At 65.0% G+C, this 21,539-nt stretch carries 18 protein-coding genes and 1 tRNA gene; 12 read left to right on the plus strand and 7 right to left on the minus strand.

All coding sequences use genetic code 11. The features are described from left to right. Positions 1-10 precede the first annotated feature (10 nt). Positions 11-1,210 (minus strand): Gfo/Idh/MocA family protein, encoded by a 1,200-nt coding sequence (locus tag CXR02_RS02375; RefSeq protein ID WP_104060533.1) that lies wholly within the window; start codon positions 1,208-1,210, stop codon positions 11-13. Positions 1,211-1,420: 210 nt separating this feature from the next. Between CXR02_RS02375 and CXR02_RS02380 the strand changes: the two genes are divergently transcribed. The 5 genes from CXR02_RS02380 (at position 1,421) to aroQ (ending at position 7,597) form a co-directional block, all read left to right on the plus strand. Continuing rightward, complete coding sequence (locus CXR02_RS02380) at positions 1,421-2,362, plus strand: carbohydrate ABC transporter permease (RefSeq protein ID WP_104060534.1); 942 nt, start codon at positions 1,421-1,423, stop codon at positions 2,360-2,362. A 10-nt stretch (positions 2,363-2,372) separates the two neighbouring features. Then, complete coding sequence (locus CXR02_RS02385) at positions 2,373-3,299, plus strand: carbohydrate ABC transporter permease (protein WP_104060535.1); 927 nt, start codon at positions 2,373-2,375, stop codon at positions 3,297-3,299. Between the two features lie 48 nt (positions 3,300-3,347). Next, positions 3,348-4,691 carry a sugar ABC transporter substrate-binding protein gene (locus CXR02_RS02390; RefSeq protein ID WP_104060536.1) on the plus strand — a complete coding sequence of 448 codons (1,344 nt, stop codon included), beginning with the start codon at positions 3,348-3,350 and terminating at the stop codon, positions 4,689-4,691. A 95-nt stretch (positions 4,692-4,786) separates the two neighbouring features. Continuing rightward, a complete protein-coding gene (locus tag CXR02_RS02395; RefSeq protein WP_104060537.1) occupies positions 4,787-6,994 on the plus strand; it encodes an alpha-galactosidase in 2,208 nt (735 codons plus the stop codon). A 123-nt stretch (positions 6,995-7,117) separates the two neighbouring features. After that, positions 7,118-7,597 carry a type II 3-dehydroquinate dehydratase gene (gene aroQ / locus CXR02_RS02400; protein WP_104060538.1) on the plus strand — a complete coding sequence of 160 codons (480 nt, stop codon included), beginning with the start codon at positions 7,118-7,120 and terminating at the stop codon, positions 7,595-7,597. 45 nt (positions 7,598-7,642) lie between these two features. Here the strand turns inward: aroQ and CXR02_RS02405 are convergent, their stop codons facing one another. Beyond that, the gene (locus CXR02_RS02405; protein ID WP_104060539.1) at positions 7,643-8,827 is read right to left on the minus strand and encodes a MarP family serine protease; all 1,185 of its coding nucleotides are present in this window, start codon (positions 8,825-8,827) and stop codon (positions 7,643-7,645) included. A gap of 264 nt (positions 8,828-9,091) precedes the next feature. Between CXR02_RS02405 and CXR02_RS02410 the strand changes: the two genes are divergently transcribed. Then, entirely contained in the window at positions 9,092-9,769 is a 678-nt protein-coding gene (locus CXR02_RS02410; RefSeq protein ID WP_011693220.1) for a Crp/Fnr family transcriptional regulator, read from the plus strand. 107 nt (positions 9,770-9,876) lie between these two features. On the opposite strand, the gene CXR02_RS02415 is transcribed toward CXR02_RS02410, so the two are convergent. Genes CXR02_RS02415 through CXR02_RS22050 form a run of 3 tightly spaced genes read right to left on the minus strand, consistent with a single transcriptional unit; the run spans position 9,877 to position 11,497 of the window. Next, on the minus strand, positions 9,877-10,788 hold the full coding sequence (locus tag CXR02_RS02415) for an NUDIX hydrolase (protein ID WP_104060540.1): 912 nt from the start codon (positions 10,786-10,788) through the stop codon (positions 9,877-9,879). Positions 10,789-10,805: 17 nt separating this feature from the next. Beyond that, positions 10,806-11,339, minus strand: coding sequence for a RidA family protein (locus CXR02_RS02420; RefSeq protein ID WP_058931305.1), 534 nt, complete (start codon positions 11,337-11,339; stop codon positions 10,806-10,808). A gap of 2 nt (positions 11,340-11,341) precedes the next feature. Next, complete coding sequence (locus CXR02_RS22050) at positions 11,342-11,497, minus strand: DUF4177 domain-containing protein (protein WP_099093395.1); 156 nt, start codon at positions 11,495-11,497, stop codon at positions 11,342-11,344. 37 nt (positions 11,498-11,534) lie between these two features. On the opposite strand from CXR02_RS22050, the gene CXR02_RS02425 reads away from it, so the two are divergent. The 5 genes from CXR02_RS02425 (at position 11,535) to CXR02_RS02445 (ending at position 18,775) form a co-directional block, all read left to right on the plus strand. Continuing rightward, positions 11,535-13,805, plus strand: a complete 2,271-nt coding sequence (locus CXR02_RS02425) for a transglycosylase domain-containing protein (RefSeq protein WP_104060541.1) — start codon at positions 11,535-11,537, stop codon at positions 13,803-13,805. A gap of 6 nt (positions 13,806-13,811) precedes the next feature. Further along, entirely contained in the window at positions 13,812-14,759 is a 948-nt protein-coding gene (locus tag CXR02_RS02430) for a metallophosphoesterase (RefSeq protein WP_104060542.1), read from the plus strand. A 154-nt stretch (positions 14,760-14,913) separates the two neighbouring features. Then, on the plus strand, positions 14,914-16,722 hold the full coding sequence (locus CXR02_RS02435; RefSeq protein ID WP_104060543.1) for an ABC transporter ATP-binding protein: 1,809 nt from the start codon (positions 14,914-14,916) through the stop codon (positions 16,720-16,722). Continuing rightward, positions 16,719-18,617 (plus strand): ABC transporter ATP-binding protein, encoded by a 1,899-nt coding sequence (locus tag CXR02_RS02440; RefSeq protein ID WP_104060544.1) that lies wholly within the window; start codon positions 16,719-16,721, stop codon positions 18,615-18,617. The genes CXR02_RS02435 and CXR02_RS02440 overlap by 4 nt, the downstream gene beginning before the upstream one ends. Before the next feature lie 81 nt (positions 18,618-18,698). Next, positions 18,699-18,775: transfer RNA gene (locus CXR02_RS02445), tRNA-Pro, on the plus strand. 184 nt (positions 18,776-18,959) lie between these two features. Here the strand turns inward: CXR02_RS02445 and CXR02_RS22260 are convergent. Then, positions 18,960-19,133: a hypothetical protein gene (locus CXR02_RS22260; RefSeq protein WP_181037100.1), complete on the minus strand. Its 174-nt coding sequence runs from the start codon at positions 19,131-19,133 to the stop codon at positions 18,960-18,962. A 132-nt stretch (positions 19,134-19,265) separates the two neighbouring features. Here CXR02_RS22260 and CXR02_RS02450 point away from each other — a divergent pair, with 132 nt between their 5' ends. Then, on the plus strand, positions 19,266-20,540 hold the full coding sequence (locus tag CXR02_RS02450; RefSeq protein WP_181037101.1) for a helix-turn-helix transcriptional regulator: 1,275 nt from the start codon (positions 19,266-19,268) through the stop codon (positions 20,538-20,540). 44 nt (positions 20,541-20,584) lie between these two features. Here CXR02_RS02450 and CXR02_RS02455 read toward each other — a convergent pair whose 3' ends face one another. Continuing rightward, entirely contained in the window at positions 20,585-21,538 is a 954-nt protein-coding gene (locus CXR02_RS02455; protein ID WP_104060546.1) for a phosphoribosylaminoimidazolesuccinocarboxamide synthase, read from the minus strand. Position 21,539 lies beyond the last annotated feature (1 nt).

Consider the following 21,539-nt stretch of genomic DNA (forward strand, 5'->3'; position numbering starts at 1 on the left):
ATGCTAGCTATCAGATCCCCGGAGCGTCGCCGAAGTCACGGATGGGCAACCGCTCGCCGCCGCGGAGGGCGGACTCGTGCGCCACGATGCCGGGCAGCGTGAACCGGGCGGCAACCCAGGCGTTGACCGGCGGCAGCGTGCCGGTGTTGACCGCCGTTACGAAGTCATCCACCAGGAAGTGGTGGCTTCCCTCGTGGCCGTTCGGTGCGCCGCGGAACTCCTCCGGAAGCCGATCCGCATCTTGGACCGGCGAGAGTCCGGAGACGAAGGCGTCCCTCAGTTCCGGCGCAACGTTGGCCAGCGACGGGTCATCCAGGGACATGCTGGGCCGGGTTTCGAACTGCTCGGAAATGTCTTGGACGTTTTCCTTGTCCTGCCAGACCGTGACTTTTGCCAGCTGTTCAAAGCTGGCCTCCGTCCCGAAGAACCTGAACCGGGACTCCCTGATGTGTGATGGGTAGCCCACGCGGCGCATCTCATTGGTGCGCATAACGCCGCCGTCGTTGAGTTCAAAGAGGGCCGTGGCGTTCGAGAAGTCGTTGCCGAACATGCTGACTTCCTTGTCGAAGACGCCGTCGTTGCGGTCATCCTTGACTCCAACGCAGCTGACGCTGACGGCGTGGGCGGGGACGGCGCCGAGGACTCCCCCGACCGCGTGCGTCGGGTACAGCATCGGCGGGTAGCTGGCGGTTTCCTTCCAGCGATCACCGCCGCTGTACTGGTAGGCATCGTAAAAGCCCAGGTCCATGTCGTGGACGTAGTCACCTTCGGTGTAGAAGATCCGCCCGAAGCGGCCGGCCGCATGCTGCTTGCGTGCGTAGACCGTGGCCGGGTTGTAGTAACTGGTCTCCCCCATCATGTAGACCAGTCCGGTTTCACGGACGGCGTCGATGATCCGGGCGATTTCTTCCTCGGAGATGGCCATGGGGACGGCTGAATAGACGTGCTTGCCGGCGCGGAGCGCCTGTTCCACCAGCGGACCGTGCGTCCAGCGTTGGGTGAAGATGGCCACGGCGTCGATGTCGGAAGCGAGGAGGTCTTCGAAGCTCGCCTTCGACCCGGCCAGGTGGTACCGGTCCACGGCCTCGGCCGCCCGTTCCGGAAGCTCATCCACTACATATACGGCGCTGACGCCGGGGTGGAGATTGAAGAGGTGCGCGAACTGGCCGCCGAACTGGCCAACTCCTACTACGCCGATTGAAAACGTCATTGTTTGCCTTCCCTGGATGCTGTGACGGAGCGCCGGCAAGCGCTGTCCATCAGGATTTCAGTGTTTCATTCGAATCTACTCGAGTCAATGCCCTAGCGACTGGATAATCCCTCTAGAAATAAAAGAAACATTAGCACTTGCCACTCTAGATCTACTCGTGTAGATTTCTCACCAGTTGTTATCCACATCACAGTCAGGAAAGGGTCGACGATGACCACCCTTGCCAAAAACGCGAGATCCGCCCCGCCCCAAACCGGAGCACCCAAGCCGCGCGGCGGTTACCGCCGGCTCGGCGACCTTAAGATCGCCCTGTTCTTCATCGCCCCGGCCATGATCGGGTTCATCTTCTTCTACGTTGTCCCAACCATCCGCGGCGTGTACTTGAGCTTCACGGAGTACAACATCCTCGGAGACCCAACCTGGGTGGGGATGGACAACTACACGGCGATCGCCAAGGACCCGCTGTTCTGGAATTCCCTGGCCGTCACCGGCCAGTACGTCCTCATCAACATCGTCCTCCAGACCGCCCTGGCACTGGGGCTGGCCCTCCTGATGCACCAAGTCGCGAAGTCCACGCTCATCCGTGGCGCGCTGCTCCTGCCCTACCTGATGTCGAACGTCATCGCGGCGCTGCTCTGGTTCTGGATGCTTGACTACCAGATCGGTGTGGTCAACCAGTTCATCGAATGGGCGGGCCTCCCCCGCGTCGCGTTCTTCGGCAGCGAAGAGTGGGCCATCCCCACCCAGGCAGTCATCAACACCTGGCGACACATGGGCTACACCGCACTGCTCATCTTCGCCGGCCTGCAGGCCATCCCCGGCAACATCTACGAGGTCGCAAAACTCGACGGCGCCTCCGCGTTCCAGACCTTCCGCAAGATCACCATTCCGCTGCTCCGCCCAGTCCTGGTGCTGGTCCTCGTGGTGACCGTGATCGGATCCTTCCAGGTCTTCGACACCGTGGCCGTCACCACCCAGGGCGGACCTGTCAACGCCACCCGCGTGATCCAGTACTACATCTACCAGCGGGCCTTCACCGAGTCGGACTTCGGTTACGGATCCGCCATCGCCGTCATTCTCTTCCTCATCCTCGCCCTGGTGGCCTTCATCCAGATGAAGTTCCTCAAGGGCAACGAGTCGGACCTGGACTAAGGAGTCCCCCATGACATCCACCACCAGCCGCGCACCGCTGCAGGCCCCGGCCCGCCGCCGTCGTCCGTTCAACACCCGCCGCGCAGGTGCCTGGGCCCTCCTGGTCCTCGCCATCGCCGTCTCTGTCCTCCCGTTTCTCTGGGTGCTGCGGACGGCGCTGTCCACCAACGCGGCACTGGCCGCCAACTCAGCCAGCCTGCTTCCCGCCGATTTCACGTTCGGTGCCTTCATGCGGGTGTTCGGGCTGCAGAGCCCCGCGGACGCCATCGCCGAGGGCGGTTCCGGTGCCACCATCGATTTCTGGCTGTACCTGAAGAACTCCATCATCTTCTCGTCCATCACCACCGCCGGGGCCGTGTTCTTCAGCGCCATGGCCGCCTACGCCTTTGCCCGGCTGCGCTGGAGGGGCCGGAACGCGGTGTTCAGCCTGTTCCTGGGTACCATGCTGGTCCCGCCGATCTTCACGGCACTGCCCAACTTCCTGCTGATCAAGAACCTGGACCTGCTCAACACAATGCTCGGCATGGTCCTGCCATACGTCTTTATGACGCCGTTCGCCATCTTCTTCCTGCGCCAGTTCTTCCTGAACATGTCCCGCGAGGTCGAAGAGGCAGCCATGCTCGACGGCGCCAAGCACCTCCGCATCTTCTTCCAGATCGTGCTTCCCAACGCCGCGGCCCCCATCGCCACCCTTGCCCTGCTCACCTTCATCGGCCAGTGGAATGAATACTTCTGGCCGCTGCTCGTCGGGTCCCAGGACGATGTGCGCGTCCTGCAGGTGGGCCTCGGGGTCTTCAAATCACAGGCACCCCAGGGTTCCCCGGACTGGTCCGGCCTGATGGCCGCGACCCTGGTTTCGGCACTGCCGGTCCTGATCCTCTTCGCCACCTTCGGCAAGAAGATCGTCAACTCCATCGGCTTCTCCGGCATCAAGTAACCACCCCCCAAAACCCCACTCCCCAACTCCCAAACGGAAAGTAGAACCATGAAGAAATCCCTCGGCGCCGTCGCCGTCGCCGCAGTTATGGCACTGTCCCTGTCCGCCTGTGGCGGAGGCTCATCCTCCTCGGCAGAGTCAGCCAAGGGCGAGATCAACTACTGGCTGTGGGACGCCAACCAGTTGCCCGCCTACCAGCAGTGTGCCGACGACTTCACGAAGGCCAACCCGGACATCTCGGTCAAGATCACCCAGCGCGGGTGGGACGACTACTGGAGCACGCTGACCAACGGCTTTGTCGGCGGCACTGCCCCGGACGTTTTCACCAACCACCTCGGACGCTACGGCGAGCTCGCAGAGAACAAGCAGCTGCTGGCCATCGACGACGCCGTCAAGAAGGACAACATTGACCTGACCCAGTACAACGAGGGCCTCGCGGACCTCTGGGTTGGCCAGGACGGCAAGCGCTACGGCCTGCCGAAGGACTGGGACACCATCGGCCTGTTCTACAACGAGGCCATGCTCGCCAGCGGCGGCGTCACCGAAGAGCAGATGAAGAACCTCACCTGGAACCCCCAGGACGGCGGCACGTACGAACAGGTCATCGCCCACCTGAGCGTTGACAAGAACGGCAAGCGCGGCGACGAGGCCGGCTTCGACAAGAACAACGTCGCCGTCTATGGCCTTGGCCTCAACGGCGGAGGCGACTCCTCCGGGCAGACGGAGTGGAGCTACCTCACCAACACCACCGGCTGGTCCCACACGGACAAGAACCCGTGGGGCACGCACTACAACTACGACGACCCCAAGTTCCAGGAAAGCATGGACTGGTTCGCGGGACTCGTGGAAAAGGGCTACATGCCTAAGCTAGAGACCACCGTCGGCGCCAGCATGGCCGACACGTTCGCGGCCGGTAAGTCCGCCATCAATGCCCACGGTTCGTGGATGACCGGTCAGTACACCGGCTACCAGGGCATCGAGGTGGGCATCGCCCCCACCCCGGTGGGCCCCGAAGGCAAGCGTGCCTCCATGTTCAACGGCCTGGCCGACTCGATCTGGGCCGGAACCAAGAAGAAGGACGCTTCGATCAAGTGGGTTGAGTACCTCGCCTCCGCTGACTGCCAGGACGTCGTAGCGTCCAAGGCCGTGGTGTTCCCCGCGCTCAAGGCTTCCTCTGACAAGGCTGCCGCGGCCTTCGCCGCCAAGAACGTGGACGTCTCCGCGTTCACCGAGCACGTCAAGAACAAGAGCACGTTCCTGTACCCGATCACGGACAACACTGCCAAGGTCAAGGGCATCATGGAGCCAGCCATGGACGCAGTAGTGTCCGGCAAGGCCCCGGCCAGCTCCCTGACCCAGGCCAACGAACAGGTCAACGCCCTCTTCAAGTAGGCACCAGCTTGACCGACTGCGCGCCGCGGACACCTTGTTCCCGCGGCGCGCAGCCTCGTATTCTTACTCACACCCCCGCAGAAGGACAGCATCTTATGGACCCCCTCCACCTCCGTTCCGCCGGCACCAGCCTGGTGATGAGCTTCAACAGCGGGGAGGCCGAGGTCATCCACTGGGGCGCGGATCTTGGCAGCACCCTGCCGGACCTCGCCATCCTGGGCGAACCCATCCCCCACTCCGCCATCGACGCCAATGTGCCCGCCGGCCTCCTGCCGCAGGCATCCTCCAGCTGGCGCGGCCGTCCCGCCCTCCGCGGCCACCGCACCGCCGACGGCGTCTCCGGCCTTGACTTCTCGGCCCGCCTCCGCGTCGTAACCGCGAGCACCGAGGGCAATTCCGCCGTCATCGTCCAAGCCGATTCCGATGCCGGCCTCACCGTCTCGTCCGCACTGACACTGCACGACGGCGGCCTGCTGGAGCTGCGTCACACCCTCACCAACGACGGCGCCACGGCCTACCAGCTCGACGAGCTGGCCACCGTCCTCCCGGTGGCGCCGGACGCCGTCGAACTCCTTGACCTGACCGGGCGCTGGTGCCGGGAACGCCACCCGCAGCGCCGCCCCATCCAGCAGGGCACCTGGGTGCGCACCGGCCGGCACGGCCGCACCGGCCACGACTCCTCACTGCTCTTCGCCGCCGGCACCGCAGGTTTCGGCAACCGACACGGAAAGGTCTGGGCCACGCACCTGGCCTGGAGCGGCAACCACGAACAGTTCGCCGACAGCATCGGCGACGGCCGCACCATGATCGGCGGCTCCGAGCTCCTGGGCCCGGCCGAGGTCATCCTCGCACCCGGCGCCAGCTACACCACGCCGGCGCTCTTTGCCGCATACTCGGACCGCGGCCTGGACGGCATCAGCGAGGCGTTCTATAGCTGGTTCCGGTCCCGCCCCCACCATGTGCTCCCCGCAGCCGGTGCGGCTACCGCTCCAGGCAAGCCCCGGCCTGTGGTGCTGAACACCTGGGAAGCGGTCTACTTCGACCACAACCTGTCCACCCTGATCGAGCTGGCTGATTCCGCCGCCGAACTGGGCGTGGAGCGGTTTGTGCTCGACGACGGCTGGTTCCGCGGCCGCCGCGACGACCACGCCGGCCTGGGCGACTGGTACGTCGACGAATCACTCTGGCCCGACGGCCTCACGCCCTTGATTGATGCCGTGACCTCGCGCGGGATGGAGTTCGGGCTCTGGGTGGAACCGGAAATGGTCAACCTGGACTCCGATATTGTCCGCGCGAACCCCGAATGGATTGTTGGTCCTTCGGTCCAGAGCTACAAGGACGGCGGCCGCCTGCCGATCGAATGGCGGAACCAGCATGTGATCGACCTCGTGAACCCGGACGCGTGGCAGTACATTTTCGACCGCGTCGACGCCCTGCTGCGCGAGAACAACATCAGCTACCTCAAGTGGGACCAGAACCGGGACCAGCTCGAGCACGGCCACGCCGGCCGCGCCTCGGTCCACGAACAGACCCTGGCCGCCTACCGGCTCTTTGACGAACTCAAGAAGGCCCACCCCGGCGTCGAGATTGAAAGCTGCTCCTCCGGCGGCGCCCGCGTGGACCTGGGCATCCTGGAACGCACCGACCGCATCTGGGCCTCGGACTGCAACGATGCCCTGGAACGGCAGACCATCCAGCGCTGGACCGGGCTGGTGGTCCCGCCGGAGCTCGTGGGCGGCCACGTCGGCCCCACCACCTCGCACACCACGGCCCGCACGCACGATCTGTCCTTCCGCGCAATCACAGCGCTGTTCGGCCACTTCGGTATGGAATGGGATGTCCGCGGGGTCCAAGGCGCGGAGCGCGAAGAACTCAAACGCTTCATCGCCCTCTACAAGGAACACCGCGGCCTGATCCACTCCGGACGCATGGTCCGCGCGGACGTGCCCGATGATTCCCTGATACTGCATGGCGTGGTTGCCCCCAGTGGCGCCTCGCAGGGCACCGATCTCCCGGGCACGACGGCGGCGCTGTTCGCCCTGGTCAGCACCGGCACCGCGTTCGCGGAACAGAGCGGACGGATCACCATCCCCGGCCTGGAACCGGAGCGGGACTACCGGGTGGAAGCGATCTTCCCGGCGCCCGTAGACGCCGACTACGCCCACACATTCACCCAGGTCCAGCCGCCGGCCTGGCTGGCGGACGGGGCGGTGGCCGGTGGCCGCTTCCTGGCCGAAGTGGGCCTGCCGATGCCCATCCTCAACCCGGAACACGCCCTGGTCCTGAGGTTCACGGCGCTCTAGGGTCCCGTGCGACGGATTCTGCACCATCATTCACCGTTCGAAGTCCACGGCCCCCGGAAATCCGGCGACGTGGAATCTCCCGGGCCGAATGATGGTGCAGAATCCGGCGGGTAGATTGGAGCCATGACTGACGTTTCCTCCCCTGACTCCGCATCTGCCTCCGCTGCCGGGCGCGGCACGATCCTTGTGATCAACGGCCCCAACCTCAACCTGCTGGGCACCCGTGAACCGGAGAAGTACGGCACTTCCACCCTGGCGGACGTGGAGCAGCTGGCAGCTACGGCGGCGCAGGCCCACGGCTTCACTGTGAAGTGCGTCCAGTCCAACCACGAGGGGGTGCTCCTGGACGTCATCCACGCAGCCCGCGGCACCGCCGTCGGGATTGTGCTGAACGCCGGCGCCTTCACGCACACCTCCGTGGCCCTGCGCGACGCTCTGGCAGCGGTGCAGCTTCCCGCCGTCGAGGTCCACATCACCAACGTGCACCAGCGCGAGGAATTCCGGCACCACTCCTTCTTGTCCCCGGTGTGCGCCGCGGTGATCGTAGGAGCTGGAGTGTTCGGCTACAAGCTGGCCATCGATTACCTGGCCGAAGCGCTGTAGCCCGGCGCTGTGTGGCTTAGGCTCGTGTGGCTCAGGCCGCCCGGGCTACTTCTGGATGCACTGCCCGGAGGAGACTGGAGCGCTGAGGCTTGCGGCCTGGGATGCGACCGGGAACAGGTCATTCATGGTGATCGCGAAACCCATTTCCGTGTCCGAGGTTGCCTTGGCGAAAATGACGCCGGCCACCAGGCCCTCCATGGTCAGCAGCGGGCCGCCCGAGTTCCCGGGCTGGACGTTGCCGGCCAGACGGTAGATCTCTTCCGGGGCCGGGTTTTCGCCGTAGATGTCGGGCACCAGAACCGAGGTGATGTCCTGGACCGTGGCGGGGTTGGACTGGAACGGACCGCCGTGAGGGTATCCCGCGAAAGCTGCCGGGCTGCCGTTCGGAAGGTCGGACGTCAGCGTGAGTGGTTCGGAAGGCAACCCGTCAACGGCCAAAACGGCGAGGTCGTGCCTGGTGTCGAAGTACACCACCCGCCCGGGCATCGCGCCGCCGTCGGGAATTTCAACCACCGGCTGCGACACGCCCGCCACAACGTGGGCATTGGTCACAACCCGGCCAGGGGAAACCACAAAGCCGGTGCCGGTCTGGTTCTGCCCGCATTGGTAGGCGGTTCCGGCTATTTTCAGGACTGACTGTGCGGCCCGGTTCAGTGCCGGAGTATCGGTGCTGGCATTGGGCACCGCCAATGGCTGCCCCTGGTCCAGACCTTCCAGCAGCGTGGGGATTCCGTTGCCGATCACCGTTGACCGCAGTTGCGCCATGGTGGTCTTCAACGGGACAGGCGTCAGCCCGTCGATGTACCGGATGACTTTGGACTCGGCCAGTTGCTGGGACACAAACGGAACGCCCAGGGCGCTGACGCTGAAGGCAAGCATGGACATGACCAACGCCGAGACCACCACATTGACGGCCCCGCCCACCAGCCGGTCCACAGCACGCAGCGGCTTGATCCGCACGGCGCCGCGGATTTTGCGCCCGATCATGGTCCCGAGGCCATGGCCCAGAGCCATCAGAACGACGGCGGCGGCCACGATGGCGGTCAGCCTCCAGCCGGAGTCGTCCACGAAGCCGCTGACCAGCGGAACGGCAAAGAACGCGGCCACGGCGCCTGCGGCGAAGCCGGCGATACCCCCGAGGGTTACCAGGAAGCCGTTGCGCAGGCCATAGATCAGGTAGGACAGCAGGGCAAGGATCAGCGCCAGGTCCAGAACAGTCAAGCCAAACACTGAGCGCTCCTTTAATACGGTTGAGACCCAATTCTAGTGGCGCAGGCTGACATTGTTCTGTGCGCGCCTGCCCCCGACCATTCGGGCCAGGTCCGGCTCACCTTCGGTTGCGAAAATCACACCCCGGGCGCGGCCGGGAACCGGATCGTGCCCGCATTACACACTGTCAGCGGCGTTTCCGCTGCCAAGTACGTCACAGAACCTTGAAAATTCTGAAACAATGGCAAAAGCGCCACAGCCGACACTTTTTATTCAGGAGATTTCATGGACATCGAGGTACTGCGCCGAGCACCCCTATTTGCCACGCTCGACGACGAAGCATTCCGCCTGCTGACGGACGAGCTGACCGAGGTGGACCTCTCCCGCGGTGCATCGGTATTCCGCGAGGGTGACCAGGGCGACCAGCTCTACTTCATCGTCTCCGGCAAGGTGAAGCTGGGCCGCACGTCCCCCGATGGCAGGGAGTCCCTGCTCGCCATCCTGGGCCCGGGTGAACTGTTCGGCGAAATGGCACTCTTTGACCCCAGCCCCCGCACGGCCACGGCCACGGCTGTCTCCGAAACCCGCCTTGCTGGCCTGAAGAACGAAAGCCTCAACGCCCTGCTGCGGACACGCCCCGAGGTTTCGGCGCAGCTGCTGCAGGCCCTGGCCCGTCGCCTGCGCCGCACCAACGATTCACTCTCGGACCTGGTGTTCTCCGACGTCCCCGGCCGCGTGGCCAAGGCCCTGCTGGACCTGGCCGATCGCTTCGGCCGGCCGGCTACCGACGGCGTCCTGGTAGCCCACGAGCTCACGCAGGAAGAGCTGGCCCAGCTGGTAGGCGCCTCCCGCGAGACGGTCAACAAGGCCCTGGCAGAGTTCGTCCAGCGCGGCTGGCTCCGCCTCGAAGCCCGTGCCGTAGTGATCCTCGACATGCAGCGCCTCCGTCAGCGTTCCCGCTAAGACGCGGATTAATTCCTGACGACACGCAAAAGGCCTGGCGACACCAGAATACGGGTGTCGCCAGGCCTTTTCCGTGTCGCTGGCAATTGAGCAGGGCGATCCGCGGACTACCGTTCGCGCTGGGGGTCTCCGGCTACGGTTTTGGCGGCCTCGACTTCGAGCATGAGCGTGCCCTCTTCTTCGACGAGCCGGGCCTGGTACACGTGGGGTTTGCGCTTGTAGCTGAGGTAGGCGATGCAGCCGTTCGCTGCGGCCATCTTCTCCAGCATGATCTCCGAACCCGGCACCAGGAGCTGGCCGAGGGTAAGGCCAACGGTGTTCTCCTGGCCCACTTCATCGCCCAGGGCGGTGGTGCTGCGCGCGGCGATGGCCTTGGTGGCGCACACCCAGCGGCCCCAGACGCCCTTGCTCTGCAGCAGGCTGGGCTGCTGGTTCATGGGGACGGTGGCGGCGAAATAGCGGGTGTCGAAGCGGCGGTGCGCGAAGTCGGGGCTGCGCCAGTTGACGAGCGGCTTCAGCAGGTCGGTCCGCAGCGAGAGTCCCCGCTTGGCGAGGAGCTCCGTGAACGTCTTCTCCTGGTCGGCAACGGCCACACGGGCCCGCATCCAGTCCTGCGTTGACGTGTTTTCCACGGTGGTGGACATGTCCGGCCCGGCAAGGAGCACGCCGGCTTCCTCAAAGAGTTCGCGGATGGCGCCCACCACGTGGCGCCGCGCCAGCCCGACGTCGTCCGTCCCCATCTGCTCGGCCCAATGCTGGGGTGAGGGGCCCAGCCAACCGACGGCGTCGTCGTCGGACGCCTCGAGGGAACCTCCGGGGAACGCGAGGACGCCCAGCGGCGAGGAACCGGGCCGGTACCCCAGCCACGTCTCCAGGCCGGTGGGCGAATCCCGCAGAAGCACCACGGACGATGCGTAGCGGGCGGCACGCGGCGTCCGCTCGCCGTGTTCGAGCCAGCTTTGGGCAGCCCCTTCAAGATCCGGAGGAAGGGCAAACAAGCGTCGGGCGAGCTGAGGCAATTGAGTGAACCGGGTCCTTAGCTGAATTCAGCGATCAGTTCGACCTCTACGGGAGAGTCGAGCGGAAGAACAGACACGCCGACGGCGGAGCGGGCGTGCTGGCCTGCGTCACCAAAGACCTGGCCGAGGAGCTCGGACGCGCCGTTGATGACACCCGGCTGTCCGGTGAAGGCAGGATCGGAGGACACAAAGCCCACCACCTTGACGATGCGGGTGATGCGGTCCAGATCGCCGATGACGCTCTTGATGGCCGCCAGAGCGTTGATGGCGCAGACAGCGGCGTAGGCCTTGGCATCCTCCGGGGACACGGTGGGCTCGTCGGAGGCGCCCTCTGTGCCGGTGGAGACCTTGCCGGTTGCTTCGAGTTTGCCGTTAATAAACGGCAGCTGGCCGGAGGTGTAAACATGGCTGCCGGTGATGACGGCCGGCACGTAGGCGGCGACGGGAGCGGCCACCTCGGGAAGGGTCAGTCCGAGCTCGGCGAGGCGCTGCTCAACGGCTGAAATCGGCGCGGTTTCCGCGCCGGACGTGGTCTCTGCGGGGGTGCTCATTGCTACTGCTTCTCCCTCTTGAGGTAGGCAACCAGGCCGTTGCCGTCCGGTCCGGTGATTACCTGGACGAGCTCCCAGCCGTCCTCTCCCCACTGGTCCAGAATCTGCTTGGTGGCGTGAATAATGAGCGGAATCGTCGCGTACTCCCATTTGGTCATGAGCTAAAGACTAGTCCTTGCCGGTAAAGTGGAAAACATGGTGACTCGTAAGAACCCCATTTTCGACACGGCCACTACCCTCGGAAAGATATTTGGTTTCCTCGGTGTGAGCGCGATTTGTGGTGTCCTGGTGGCGGGCCTGCTGGTTCCGGCTGCGGCCGTTTCCGGCAGCGCGGCAAGCGGTTCTATCGAGTTCTTCGATACCCTCCCGGCAGAGCTGCAGGTGGACCCGCCCAGCCAGTCCACCCGGATCCTCGCCGCGGACGGCAGCCTGATCGCGAACCTCTACGAGGAAAACCGGACCAAGGTTGCCCTCGACCAGATTTCGCCGTTCATGAAGGAAGCGATCATCGCTGTCGAGGACAGCCGGTTCTACGAGCACGGCGGTGTGGACACCACCGGCATCCTCCGCGCCATGGTCAGCACGGCCCGCGGCAACAAACAGGGTGCCTCCACCATCACCCAGCAATACGTGAACAACGTACTCAACGCCAACCTCGCCGCCGAGGGAAACACTGATGACATCAAGCTCAACGGTGTTAACAAGGGCGTGGGAGACAAGCTTCGCGAAATGAAGCTCGCGATCGCCCTGGAGAAGAAATTCTCCAAGGAGCAGATCCTCGAGGGTTACCTCAACATCGTCTTCTTCAACCGCGACGCTTACGGCATCGAGGCCGCGTCCAAATTCTTCTTCAGCAGCACCGCGAAGGATCTGACCCTCCCGCAGGCAGCACTCCTTGCAGGGCTCGTCAACAGCCCGTCAGCGTTTGATCCCATCACCAACCCGGATAACGCCAAGGAGCGTCGCGACCTGGTCCTGGGCCTGATGCTGAACCAGGGAAAGATCACGCAGGTTGATCACGACGCCGCCGTGGCCACCCCGGTGGAGCCGAAGGTCACGCCGTCACGCCAGGGCTGCGCCTACGCCTCCACGGCACCTTATTTCTGCGACTATGTGCTGCACCTGCTGCTCAACAACCCGGCCTACGGCGCCACTCCCAAAGAGCGTGAGCAGATGGTGTTCCGCGGCGGCCTGACCATCACCACAACGCTGGACGTCAACGCCCAGAACGTGGCACAGGCCGAGTCGGATGCGGCGGCCGGCGTCAACCCTGACAACTGGGGCGCGTCCATCGTTTCCGTGCAGCCCACCACCGGCAAGATCCTGAACATGGCGCAGAACACGTCGTACCTGCCCACCGAAGGCAAGTTCAACCAGACGCAGAACTTCAACGTGGACAGCCTGGACAAGGACGGCAACGACCTCAACGGCCTGGGCGGATTCCAGCCCGGTTCCACCATGAAGCCCTTCACGTTCGCCGAATGGCTGAACGAGGGCAAGTCGATGAACACCAACCTCAACGCCGCCACACGCAAGTACCCGCAGAACTTCCCCTGGAAGAACACCTGTGCGGAACCCACTGTGGGCTGGTATGACGCCAGGATTCCCGGCAGCTTTGACCTGCAGAACTCCGACGACGGCTACTACCGGAACATGACCGTCCTGTACGGCCTGCAGAACTCGATCAATACGGCCACCTTCGCGTCGGCGGCGCAGGTTGACCTCTGCGGCATCCAGAAGATCGTGGACGCCGTAGGTATCCACGGTGGCCTGCCGGTGGGTGACGATCCCAACCCGCCGGTCAAGATGACCACTTTGGCCAACCTGATCGGCTCCACGCAGACCGCCCCGCTGACCATGGCCTCCGCGTTTGCCACGTTCGCCAACGACGGCAAGTACTGCGAGCCCATCGCCATCACCTCTGTCACGGACCAGACCGGCGCACAGCTCCCGGCCCAGGCCACCAACTGCAAGGACGCCGTCAAACCGGAGGTCGCCCGGGGCGTTGCGTATGCCTTGCAGAAAGTTCTGGATGAGGGGTCCGGATCCCTCATCAAGCCACGGATCTCCACCAAAACCAACTTCCCGGTGGCTGCCAAGACCGGTACCAATGACACCAACGGCTCCACCTGGGTGGTGGGTTTCACCACCGGTGTGGCCACTGCAGCATGGTTCGGCGACCCGCTGGGTGACCAGCTCCGGCCCGGCCGGAACCTGACCATCAACGGGAAACGCTATGAGGCGATCGACGGTTACATGATCGCCGGTCCCATGTTCTCCAAGTACATGGCCCAGGTCGCTCCGGCGTATGGCACTAACCCGTTCACGGCACCGCCCACCAACATGGTGAGCGGAACGCCTGCCCGGACCACGCCGTCAACGCAGGCCACCGCGCCGGCCACGGCCCCGGCCACGGAGCCGTCCACCGCGCCGTCTGCCCCAGGCAACGGCGAGAAGAAGAACTAGCCTCCCATGGCAGTCAGCCCAGCATTGGCCAGCCGCGTCCGGAACATCGGGCGCGGCTTTGCCGTCACCGCCGGCGCGGGCACCGCACTGGGTCTCGCCGCCTTCGGTTACGGGCTGTGGGAGAAGAACCAGTTTGTCCTTCGCGAGGAGACGCTGCCCATCCTGCCGGCCGGCCACCCGCCCTTCCGCGTCCTGCACCTGAGCGACATCCACTTCGTCCCGGGCCAGGACACGAAGGCCCGCTGGCTTGAGTCGCTTGCGTCGCTGGAGCCCGACCTGGTGGTCAACACCGGGGACAACCTCAGCCACGTCAAGGCAGTGGAACCCCTGCTTAAGGCACTGCGCCCGCTCCTGGAATTCCCGGGCGTTTTCGTCCCGGGGTCCAACGACTACTACGGCCCGAGCTTCAAAAACCCCGCGTCCTACCTGCTGGGCCCGTCCAAGGCGAAGCCCGAAGCCACTGAGCTGGACTGGCCGCGGCTGCGATCCGGATTCGGCATGGGCGGCTGGGTGGACCTCACCAACCGGCACCAATCGGTGGTACTGAAGGGCATCCGTTTCGACTTTTCCGGCGTGGACGATCCGCACTTGAACCGGGAGCGATACGCCGGCTGGCCCCGCGGCACCCGTGACCAGGACCAGAACGCGCACCTCCGGGTTGCGGTCATCCATGCCCCCTACCAGCGGGTCCTGGACCACTTCACGCAGGACGGCGCGGACCTGCTGCTGGCGGGCCACACCCATGGCGGCCAGCTCTGCATTCCCGGCTATGGCGCCCTGGTGTCCAACTGCGACCTCCCCACGTGGCGGGCCAAGGGACTCAACGACTGGGAAAGCAACGGACGTACGACGCCGGTCAACGTCTCGGGCGGCATCGGCACCTCCCGGTTCGCTCCCATCCGCATCGCCTGCAAGCCCGAGGCAGTCCTGCTGACGCTCACCTCCCCCGAGTAGCCCCGTTGCTCTATCACTTTGAGTCGCTAACAGGCTCGGATAGCAACCGGAAGTGATAGAGCAACCGGGGACGGAACGTGTGAACCGGCTCACGCCATGGCATAGGGTAGTTGCTAAGGGAAACTACATTCGATTTAGAGCTTGAGAAGCGGGCATGGCCAAGCAGACCTCATTTTTCAGATCCATCAGCCGTCTTTATCCTCATGTGAGGCCGATCATCCCCCGGCTGGTGATGGGACTCCTCTGCGCACTCCTGGCCAGCGTCGTGGCGCTGACCATCCCGCAGGTGCTGCGGGTCCTCGTCAATGAGTCCCTCAAACCCGGTGGCGCGTCGGACGCCGTCTGGACTGCCGCCGTCGTCATCCTGGTCCTGGGCATCGCCGAGGCGGGACTCGTGGCGCTCCGCCGGCAGTTTGTGATCAACCCGGCCACCACCGTGGAAACCCGGATGCGGGTCTCGCTGTACAGGCACCTGCAGGACCTGACAGTGTCCTTCCACGACCGCTGGGGCTCCGGCCAACTGCTGTCGCGCGCCATGACGGACCTGAACTTCCTGCGCCGGTGGATGGCGTTCGGTGCCATCATGCTGGTGGTCACCACGCTCACGGTGGTCATCGGCATTGTGGTCATGTTCTCCATGAGCTGGCAGCTGGCCCTGATCTTCCTAGCCGCGGCGGTGCCCATCATGGCCTACGGTTTCCGGTTCCGGACCCGCTTCAGCAAGGTGGCGCGGCGGAGCCAGGACCAGGCCGGCGACCTCGCCACCACGGTGGAGGAATCCGTCCACGGCATCCGCGTCCTGAAGGCCTTCGGCCGCAGCCGCGAGGCCCTGGAGAACTTCAACGAACAGGCCGAGGAACTCCGCCAGACCGAGATCATGAAGGCGAAGCACCAGGCCACGTTCACCATGGTGGTGACCCTGCTGCCGGAGCTCGCGCTCGGCGCCGGGCTGGTGGTAGGCGTGATGCTCTGCGCCAGCGGCCAGCTGAGCATCGGCGCCCTGGTGGCCTTCTTCGCCACCGCCGCGGTCATCGCGATGCCGGTGGAATTTTCCGGCATGCTGCTGGCCATGGCACTCACCGCCAAATCCGCCGTGGACCGCCACTTCGAGGTCATGGATTCGGTCAACACCATCACCAGTCCCCCGGAGCCGCGCACCCCCTCGCAGCTGAAGGGCGCGCTCAGCTTCACCAACGCCATGTTCGCGTTCGAGGACGCACCGGACAAACCCATCCTCAAAAACATCAATCTGGACGTCCGGCCCGGCGAAACCATGGCGCTCGTGGGCATCACGGGCAGCGGCAAGAGCGCGCTGATCCAGCTTGTCCCGCGCCTGTACGACGTCACGGACGGCTCCATCACCATTGACGGAGTGGACCTGCGCGAGTTCGACGTCGACGGGCTCCGGCGCGTGGTGGGCGTCGCGTTCGAGGACACTACACTGTTCTCCAATTCCGTCCGCGACAACGTGCTCCTCGGGGCGACGGACCGGACCGAGGAAGCCCTGGACGAAGCCCTGGATGTGGCGCAGGCGCACTTCGCGTACTCGCTGCCGGAGGGCGTGGACACGCTCATCGGCGAGGAGGGCCTGAGCCTGTCCGGCGGGCAGCGGCAGCGGATTGCCCTGGCCCGGGCTATCGCGGCGCGGCCCCGGGTCCTGGTCCTGGACGACCCGCTGTCGGCACTGGACGTGCACACCGAGGAGCTTGTGGAAACCCGGCTCCGCGCGGTCCTGAAGGACACCACCACACTGATCGTTGCGCACCGCCCGTCCACCGTGGCGCTGGCTGACCGGGTGGCGCTGCTCGAGGGAGGCCGGATCGCCGCCGTCGGAACCCACACGGAACTTCTGGCGCACAACCCCCATTACCGCTACGTCATCGCCAGCCTGGACCAGGAACCAAAGGACCTGGATTCGGAACTGTCGGAGCTTGAGGACGAGCCAGAGGACAGCATCCGATGAGTAACGCAACCTTCGGCACCGCCAACGAGGACAACACCCACCTCAGCAAGTCGGACAGTAAAACCGTACGACGGCGGTCGCTCGCCCTTTTGGCCACCCTGATCCGTCCGGTGCGGCTCCGGTTCTGGCTGACCATCGCCACCGTGGTCCTGTCCCAGGCCGCGCGCGTGGCCGGGCCTGCATTGATCGCGTTCGGCATCGACCACGCGCTCCCGGCACTGCAGGCGGGCGACAACCTCCCGCTGGTGTTCACCGGCGTCGCCTACCTGCTCGCAGCGATCGCGACGGCGGGACTCACCGCCCTCTACGTCACCTCCACCGCCCGGCTCAGCCAGGCCATGCTGCTGGACCTGCGTGTCCGGGTCTTCCGGCACACCCAGCGCCTGAGCCTGGAGTTCCACGAAAAGTACACGTCCGGCCGGATTATTGCCCGGCAAACCTCGGACCTGGAGGCGCTGCGGGAACTCCTCGACTCCGGCGTCAGTTCCCTGGCCTCGGGCCTGCTGTTTATGGTCTTCACGGCTGTGACGGTGTTTGCCCTGGACTGGCGCAGCGGACTGATCGTGCTGGCCGCGGGCGTCCCCATGTACTTCCTGTCGCGCTGGTACCAGAAGCACTCCCAGATCGTGTTCCGCGAATCCCGCGTGGTCTCCGCCCGGCTGATTGTGCACTTTGTGGAGACCATGACCGGGATCCGCGCGGTGAAGGCCTTCCGCAAGGAAACCGAGAACGCAGCGAAGTACGGCCAGCTGTCCGAGGACTACCGGCTGGTTACCGTGCGCTCCATCAACCTCAACGGCATATTCCAGCCCGGGCTGGTGCTGATCGGTAACGTCTGCGTGGCCGTGGTGCTCCTGTTCGGCGGGTTCCGCGTCCTGGGCGGGGACCTCGCTGTGGGCGTGCTGCTGGCACTGATGCTTTCCACCAAGCGCTTCTTCCAGCCGGTGGACCAGATGGCCATGTTCTACAACTCCTTCCAGAGTGCCCAGGCGGCCCTGGAGAAGGTGTCCGGCCTGCTGGAGGAGGTTCCCACGGTCCGTCCGCCCAAGAACCCTGTTGCGCTCAGTGATGCCAGGGGCGCCGTCGATTTCAAGGGTGTGGAGTTCCGCTACGGCGACGGCCCTGTGGTCATCCCCACCATGGACCTGCACATCCCCGCTGGCCAGACCGTTGCCCTGGTGGGGCAGACCGGCGCCGGGAAATCCACGCTTGCCAAGCTGATCGCCCGCTTCTACGACGTCTCCTCCGGCTCCCTGACCCTGGACGGAGTGGACCTGCGCAGCCTCACCACCACGGACCTGCGCCGGAACATCGTGATGGTCACCCAGGAGGCGTTCCTGTTCAGCGGTTCCGTGGCGGACAACATCGCGCTGGGCCGGCCGGAGGCTTCGCGGGCGGAGATCGAGGATGCTGCCAGGGCCGTGGGCGCCCACGAGTTCATTACCGAACTCCCCGAAGGCTATGACACTGATGTCAACAAGCGCGGCGGCAGGGTGTCCTCCGGGCAACGGCAGCTGATCAGCTTCGCCCGTGCGTTCCTGGCCCGGCCGGCGGTGCTGATCCTGGACGAGGCCACCTCCTCGCTGGACATCCCCTCAGAGCGGCTTGTCCAGAGCGGCCTGGCGCGCCTTCTGCGGGCAACGTCCGACGCCGGCAGTCCGGCAGGTGCCCCCGGCTCGTCTGGTGTGGGGTCTGCGGCGGAGGGGTCGGCTGCTGCTGGCGGCGGCCGGACGGCGCTGATCATCGCGCACCGCCTCTCCACCGTTGAAACTGCCGACCGCGTCCTGGTGGTCCACGACGGCCGCGTGGTTGAGGACGGCACCCCCACGGAACTCATCGGCGGCGGCGGACGCTTCGCAGACCTCCACGGCGCCTGGAAGGACTCCCTGGTCTAAGGATCTGACCCGGCCTGCGCCGCCGATTTCACATCCGGGCCCGGCGTCGGCTATTCTTGTAAAGTTGCTTTTGCAGCGGATCGGGATGTGGCGCAGCTTGGTAGCGCGCGTCGTTCGGGACGACGAGGTCGCAGGTTCAAATCCTGTCATCCCGACCAATTGAAAGAGGGTCTCCCCCAGGGGAGGCCCTCTTTTGTGTTTCCCGGCTGTCAAGCGCCCGGGCTAGGAACGGCCAAGTGTCCGGGCAAAGAAATAGCCCCGAGGCATGATGACCATGCCCCGGGGCCGCGCCTCCTGAGAGGATTCCTTACATCGGGTCGGCCAGTTGCCAACGTTGGTGGTTTAGGTGCCGCTCTTGTCCTTGACGGGCTTGGACATGGGATCGGGCCAGTTGCCAACAGCCACGGACACGCCGGTGGTGTCGGCGATGGAACCTGCCGACAGGACAGCCGGGGCCGCCGCAGAAAATGCCAAGGCAGCAGCGAGTACGCCAGCGGCCACAATCTTCTTCAACATATAAGTTCCTCAATACGAGTCGGATTCGTTACAAAGTCAGCACTGTCCTTGTTGACATACATTGTAAAATGTTTTCCACAGGGACTGTCAAGCATTGCGTACAAAGACTGTCCAGAATTAGGAGGAAATCCCGTGGGCAACGGATTCGGGGAGAAGCTCCGTGCGGAGCGTCTCGAACGTGGGCTGACACAGGCTGAACTGGGCAAGGACCTGTATTCCCCCAGTTACATCTCCCTCCTCGAAACCGGCCGCCGTGAGCCGACGGCCGAAGTGATCGAGGAGCTCGCCCGCAGGCTGGAGCTGGCGCCCAAGGCGCTGGAAGCCTGGAGCCAGCCCATCACAGTCAGCGACGCCGAGTACGTCCTGGCCGGCCTCTACGCGCGCCAGGCCTGGGACCTCAGGGACTACCCGCTGGCGGCCACGCACGCAGCCAACGCAGCCCGGATAGCCCTGGAGGGCAAGAACACCAGCGCGTGGTGGAACATGACCTACATGCAGGCCGAATGCCTGATCAAGCAGGGCAACTGGCAGGAATGCCAAACGATCATGCAGCACCTCCTGGAGCACCCCATGGCCACGGAGTCTGCCGGCCTCGCCGTCCGTGCCCGCCAGATGCTCGCGGCGATCTGCCAGGGACAGGGACAGCTGAGCACTGCCGTGGAACACGCATTGGCGGCCGTCCAACTCTGCGGCCAGCTGCCCAACGGTTCCACGCTGATCATCGGCGCCTACCGCGCGCTGATCGGCGCGCTGGCGGAGAGCGGCCGCCTGGACGAAGCCTGGAAGTACTGCCAGGCCATGAATGACCAGATGGACGAGCACTCCATGTCCCAGCTTGCCGGTGAGGTTGCCTGGGTGATCGGCAACGTCGCCTTTATGCGGCACGACTACCCCGAGGGCATCAAATACCACGAGCGCGCCGCCCGGATGCTGTCCCCTGCCAACGACATTGATCTGTGGGCCCGCTTCAATAAGGCCTCGGCCGCCGTGCGGCTGTCCTCCGGAATCGTGGAACCGGAAACACTTTCCAGCATCGAGCGCGCTGAACTGGCGCTGTCCATTGTGGGCGGCAACAAGAGCGACCAGTTGGAAGTTGCCTTCATCCGCGCGCGCTGGCTGTATCTTACCGGCGACATCGTGGCTGCCATCAACAAGCTCCGCGAGATCCACTCGGAATTGGGCGCTCTGGCCAAGCACACGGCAGGCGAAGTTTCACTCCTGCTGGGCAAGTCGCTGAAGGCCGCCGGCGAGTCAGACGAAGCCCTGGTATACCTCGAAGAAGCGCAGAAGGCCTTCAGTGCTGCGGGAGCCTCGGACCGCGTCCAGCAGGCACTGGACGCGGTCCTTGAGATCAGGCTTGCCCAGCAGCGGGCCGCCGCAGCAGCGAAAGACGTCAAAGCAAGCTAGCACCCGGCCCGGCCCGGCCCGAAGCCGGGCCCGTCAAGAACGCCCTACGCGAACGTCCTGCCGGTGATCTTCTCGTACGCCTCGACGTAGCGGCTGCGGGTGCGGGCCACGACGTCCGCCGGCAGGGCGGGCGGTGCCACATCGGAGTTCTTGTCCCAGCCGGATTCGGCCGACGTGAGCCAGTCGCGCACATACTGCTTGTCATAGGAAGGCTGCGCCTTGCCCGGCTCATATGTGGCCGCATCCCAGAAACGGGAGGAATCCGGAGTCAGGACCTCATCGCCCAGGGTGATGGCCCCGGACACGGCGTCGTAGCCGAACTCCACCTTGGTATCGGCAAGGATGATGCCGCGTTCGCGCGCGATCTTCTCGGCGCCGGTGTAGATCTTCAGGGTCAGCTCGCTGAGGCGTGCGGCGATGTCGTCCCCCACCATGGCCACAACATCGTTGTAGGAGATGTTCTCGTCATGCTCGCCCACCTCGGCCTTGGCAGACGGTGTGAAGATGGCCTGTTCCAGCCGGGACCCGTCCACCAGGCCCGGCGGCAGCGGAATCTCGCAGACGGTCCCCCGGGCCTTGTACTCCAGCAGCCCGGTGCCGGTGAGGTAGCCGCGGGCGATGCATTCCACGGGGAACATATCCAGCTTCCGGCAGATCATCGCGCGGCCTTCCACAGCCGCGGGAACGCCGTCTTCCACGGTGGATGCCAGCACGTGGTGGACCACGTCAAGCTGGTCGAACCACCACAGGCTCAACTGCGTGAGGATGCGGCCCTTGTCCGGGATTTCGCTGGCCAGCACGTGGTCGTAGGCGCTGATGCGGTCGCTGGCCACCACCAGGACGCAGTCCTGGCCCACCTGCTGGCGGATGGCTTCGTCCGCCGGTTCGTAGAGGTCGCGGACCTTGCCGGAGTAAACGTGCGTCCAGCCCGGCAGGTCCAGGGTTTCGGTGCCGAGGCCGCGGGGCTGCTGTGGTTCCAGGGCGGAGTTCTCAGTCATG

It is taken from the genome of Arthrobacter sp. 4R501, from assembly GCF_002929755.1.
GTDB lineage: Bacteria > Actinomycetota > Actinomycetes > Actinomycetales > Micrococcaceae > Arthrobacter.

Coding starts and splice junctions, on each gene's coding strand:
- CXR02_RS02375 (WP_104060533.1), bottom strand. CDS start 1,210: ATGACGTTTTCAATCGGCGTAGTAGGAGTTGGCCAGTTCGGCGGCCAG.
- CXR02_RS02380 (WP_104060534.1), top strand. CDS start 1,421: ATGACCACCCTTGCCAAAAACGCGAGATCCGCCCCGCCCCAAACCGGA.
- CXR02_RS02385 (WP_104060535.1), top strand. CDS start 2,373: ATGACATCCACCACCAGCCGCGCACCGCTGCAGGCCCCGGCCCGCCGC.
- CXR02_RS02390 (WP_104060536.1), top strand. CDS start 3,348: ATGAAGAAATCCCTCGGCGCCGTCGCCGTCGCCGCAGTTATGGCACTG.
- CXR02_RS02395 (WP_104060537.1), top strand. CDS start 4,787: ATGGACCCCCTCCACCTCCGTTCCGCCGGCACCAGCCTGGTGATGAGC.
- aroQ (WP_104060538.1), top strand. CDS start 7,118: ATGACTGACGTTTCCTCCCCTGACTCCGCATCTGCCTCCGCTGCCGGG.
- CXR02_RS02410 (WP_011693220.1), top strand. CDS start 9,092: ATGGACATCGAGGTACTGCGCCGAGCACCCCTATTTGCCACGCTCGAC.
- CXR02_RS02420 (WP_058931305.1), bottom strand. CDS start 11,339: ATGAGCACCCCCGCAGAGACCACGTCCGGCGCGGAAACCGCGCCGATT.
- CXR02_RS22050 (WP_099093395.1), bottom strand. CDS start 11,497: ATGACCAAATGGGAGTACGCGACGATTCCGCTCATTATTCACGCCACC.
- CXR02_RS02425 (WP_104060541.1), top strand. CDS start 11,535: ATGGTGACTCGTAAGAACCCCATTTTCGACACGGCCACTACCCTCGGA.
- CXR02_RS02430 (WP_104060542.1), top strand. CDS start 13,812: ATGGCAGTCAGCCCAGCATTGGCCAGCCGCGTCCGGAACATCGGGCGC.
- CXR02_RS02435 (WP_104060543.1), top strand. CDS start 14,914: ATGGCCAAGCAGACCTCATTTTTCAGATCCATCAGCCGTCTTTATCCT.
- CXR02_RS02440 (WP_104060544.1), top strand. CDS start 16,719: ATGAGTAACGCAACCTTCGGCACCGCCAACGAGGACAACACCCACCTC.
- CXR02_RS22260 (WP_181037100.1), bottom strand. CDS start 19,133: ATGTTGAAGAAGATTGTGGCCGCTGGCGTACTCGCTGCTGCCTTGGCA.
- CXR02_RS02455 (WP_104060546.1), bottom strand. CDS start 21,538: ATGACTGAGAACTCCGCCCTGGAACCACAGCAGCCCCGCGGCCTCGGC.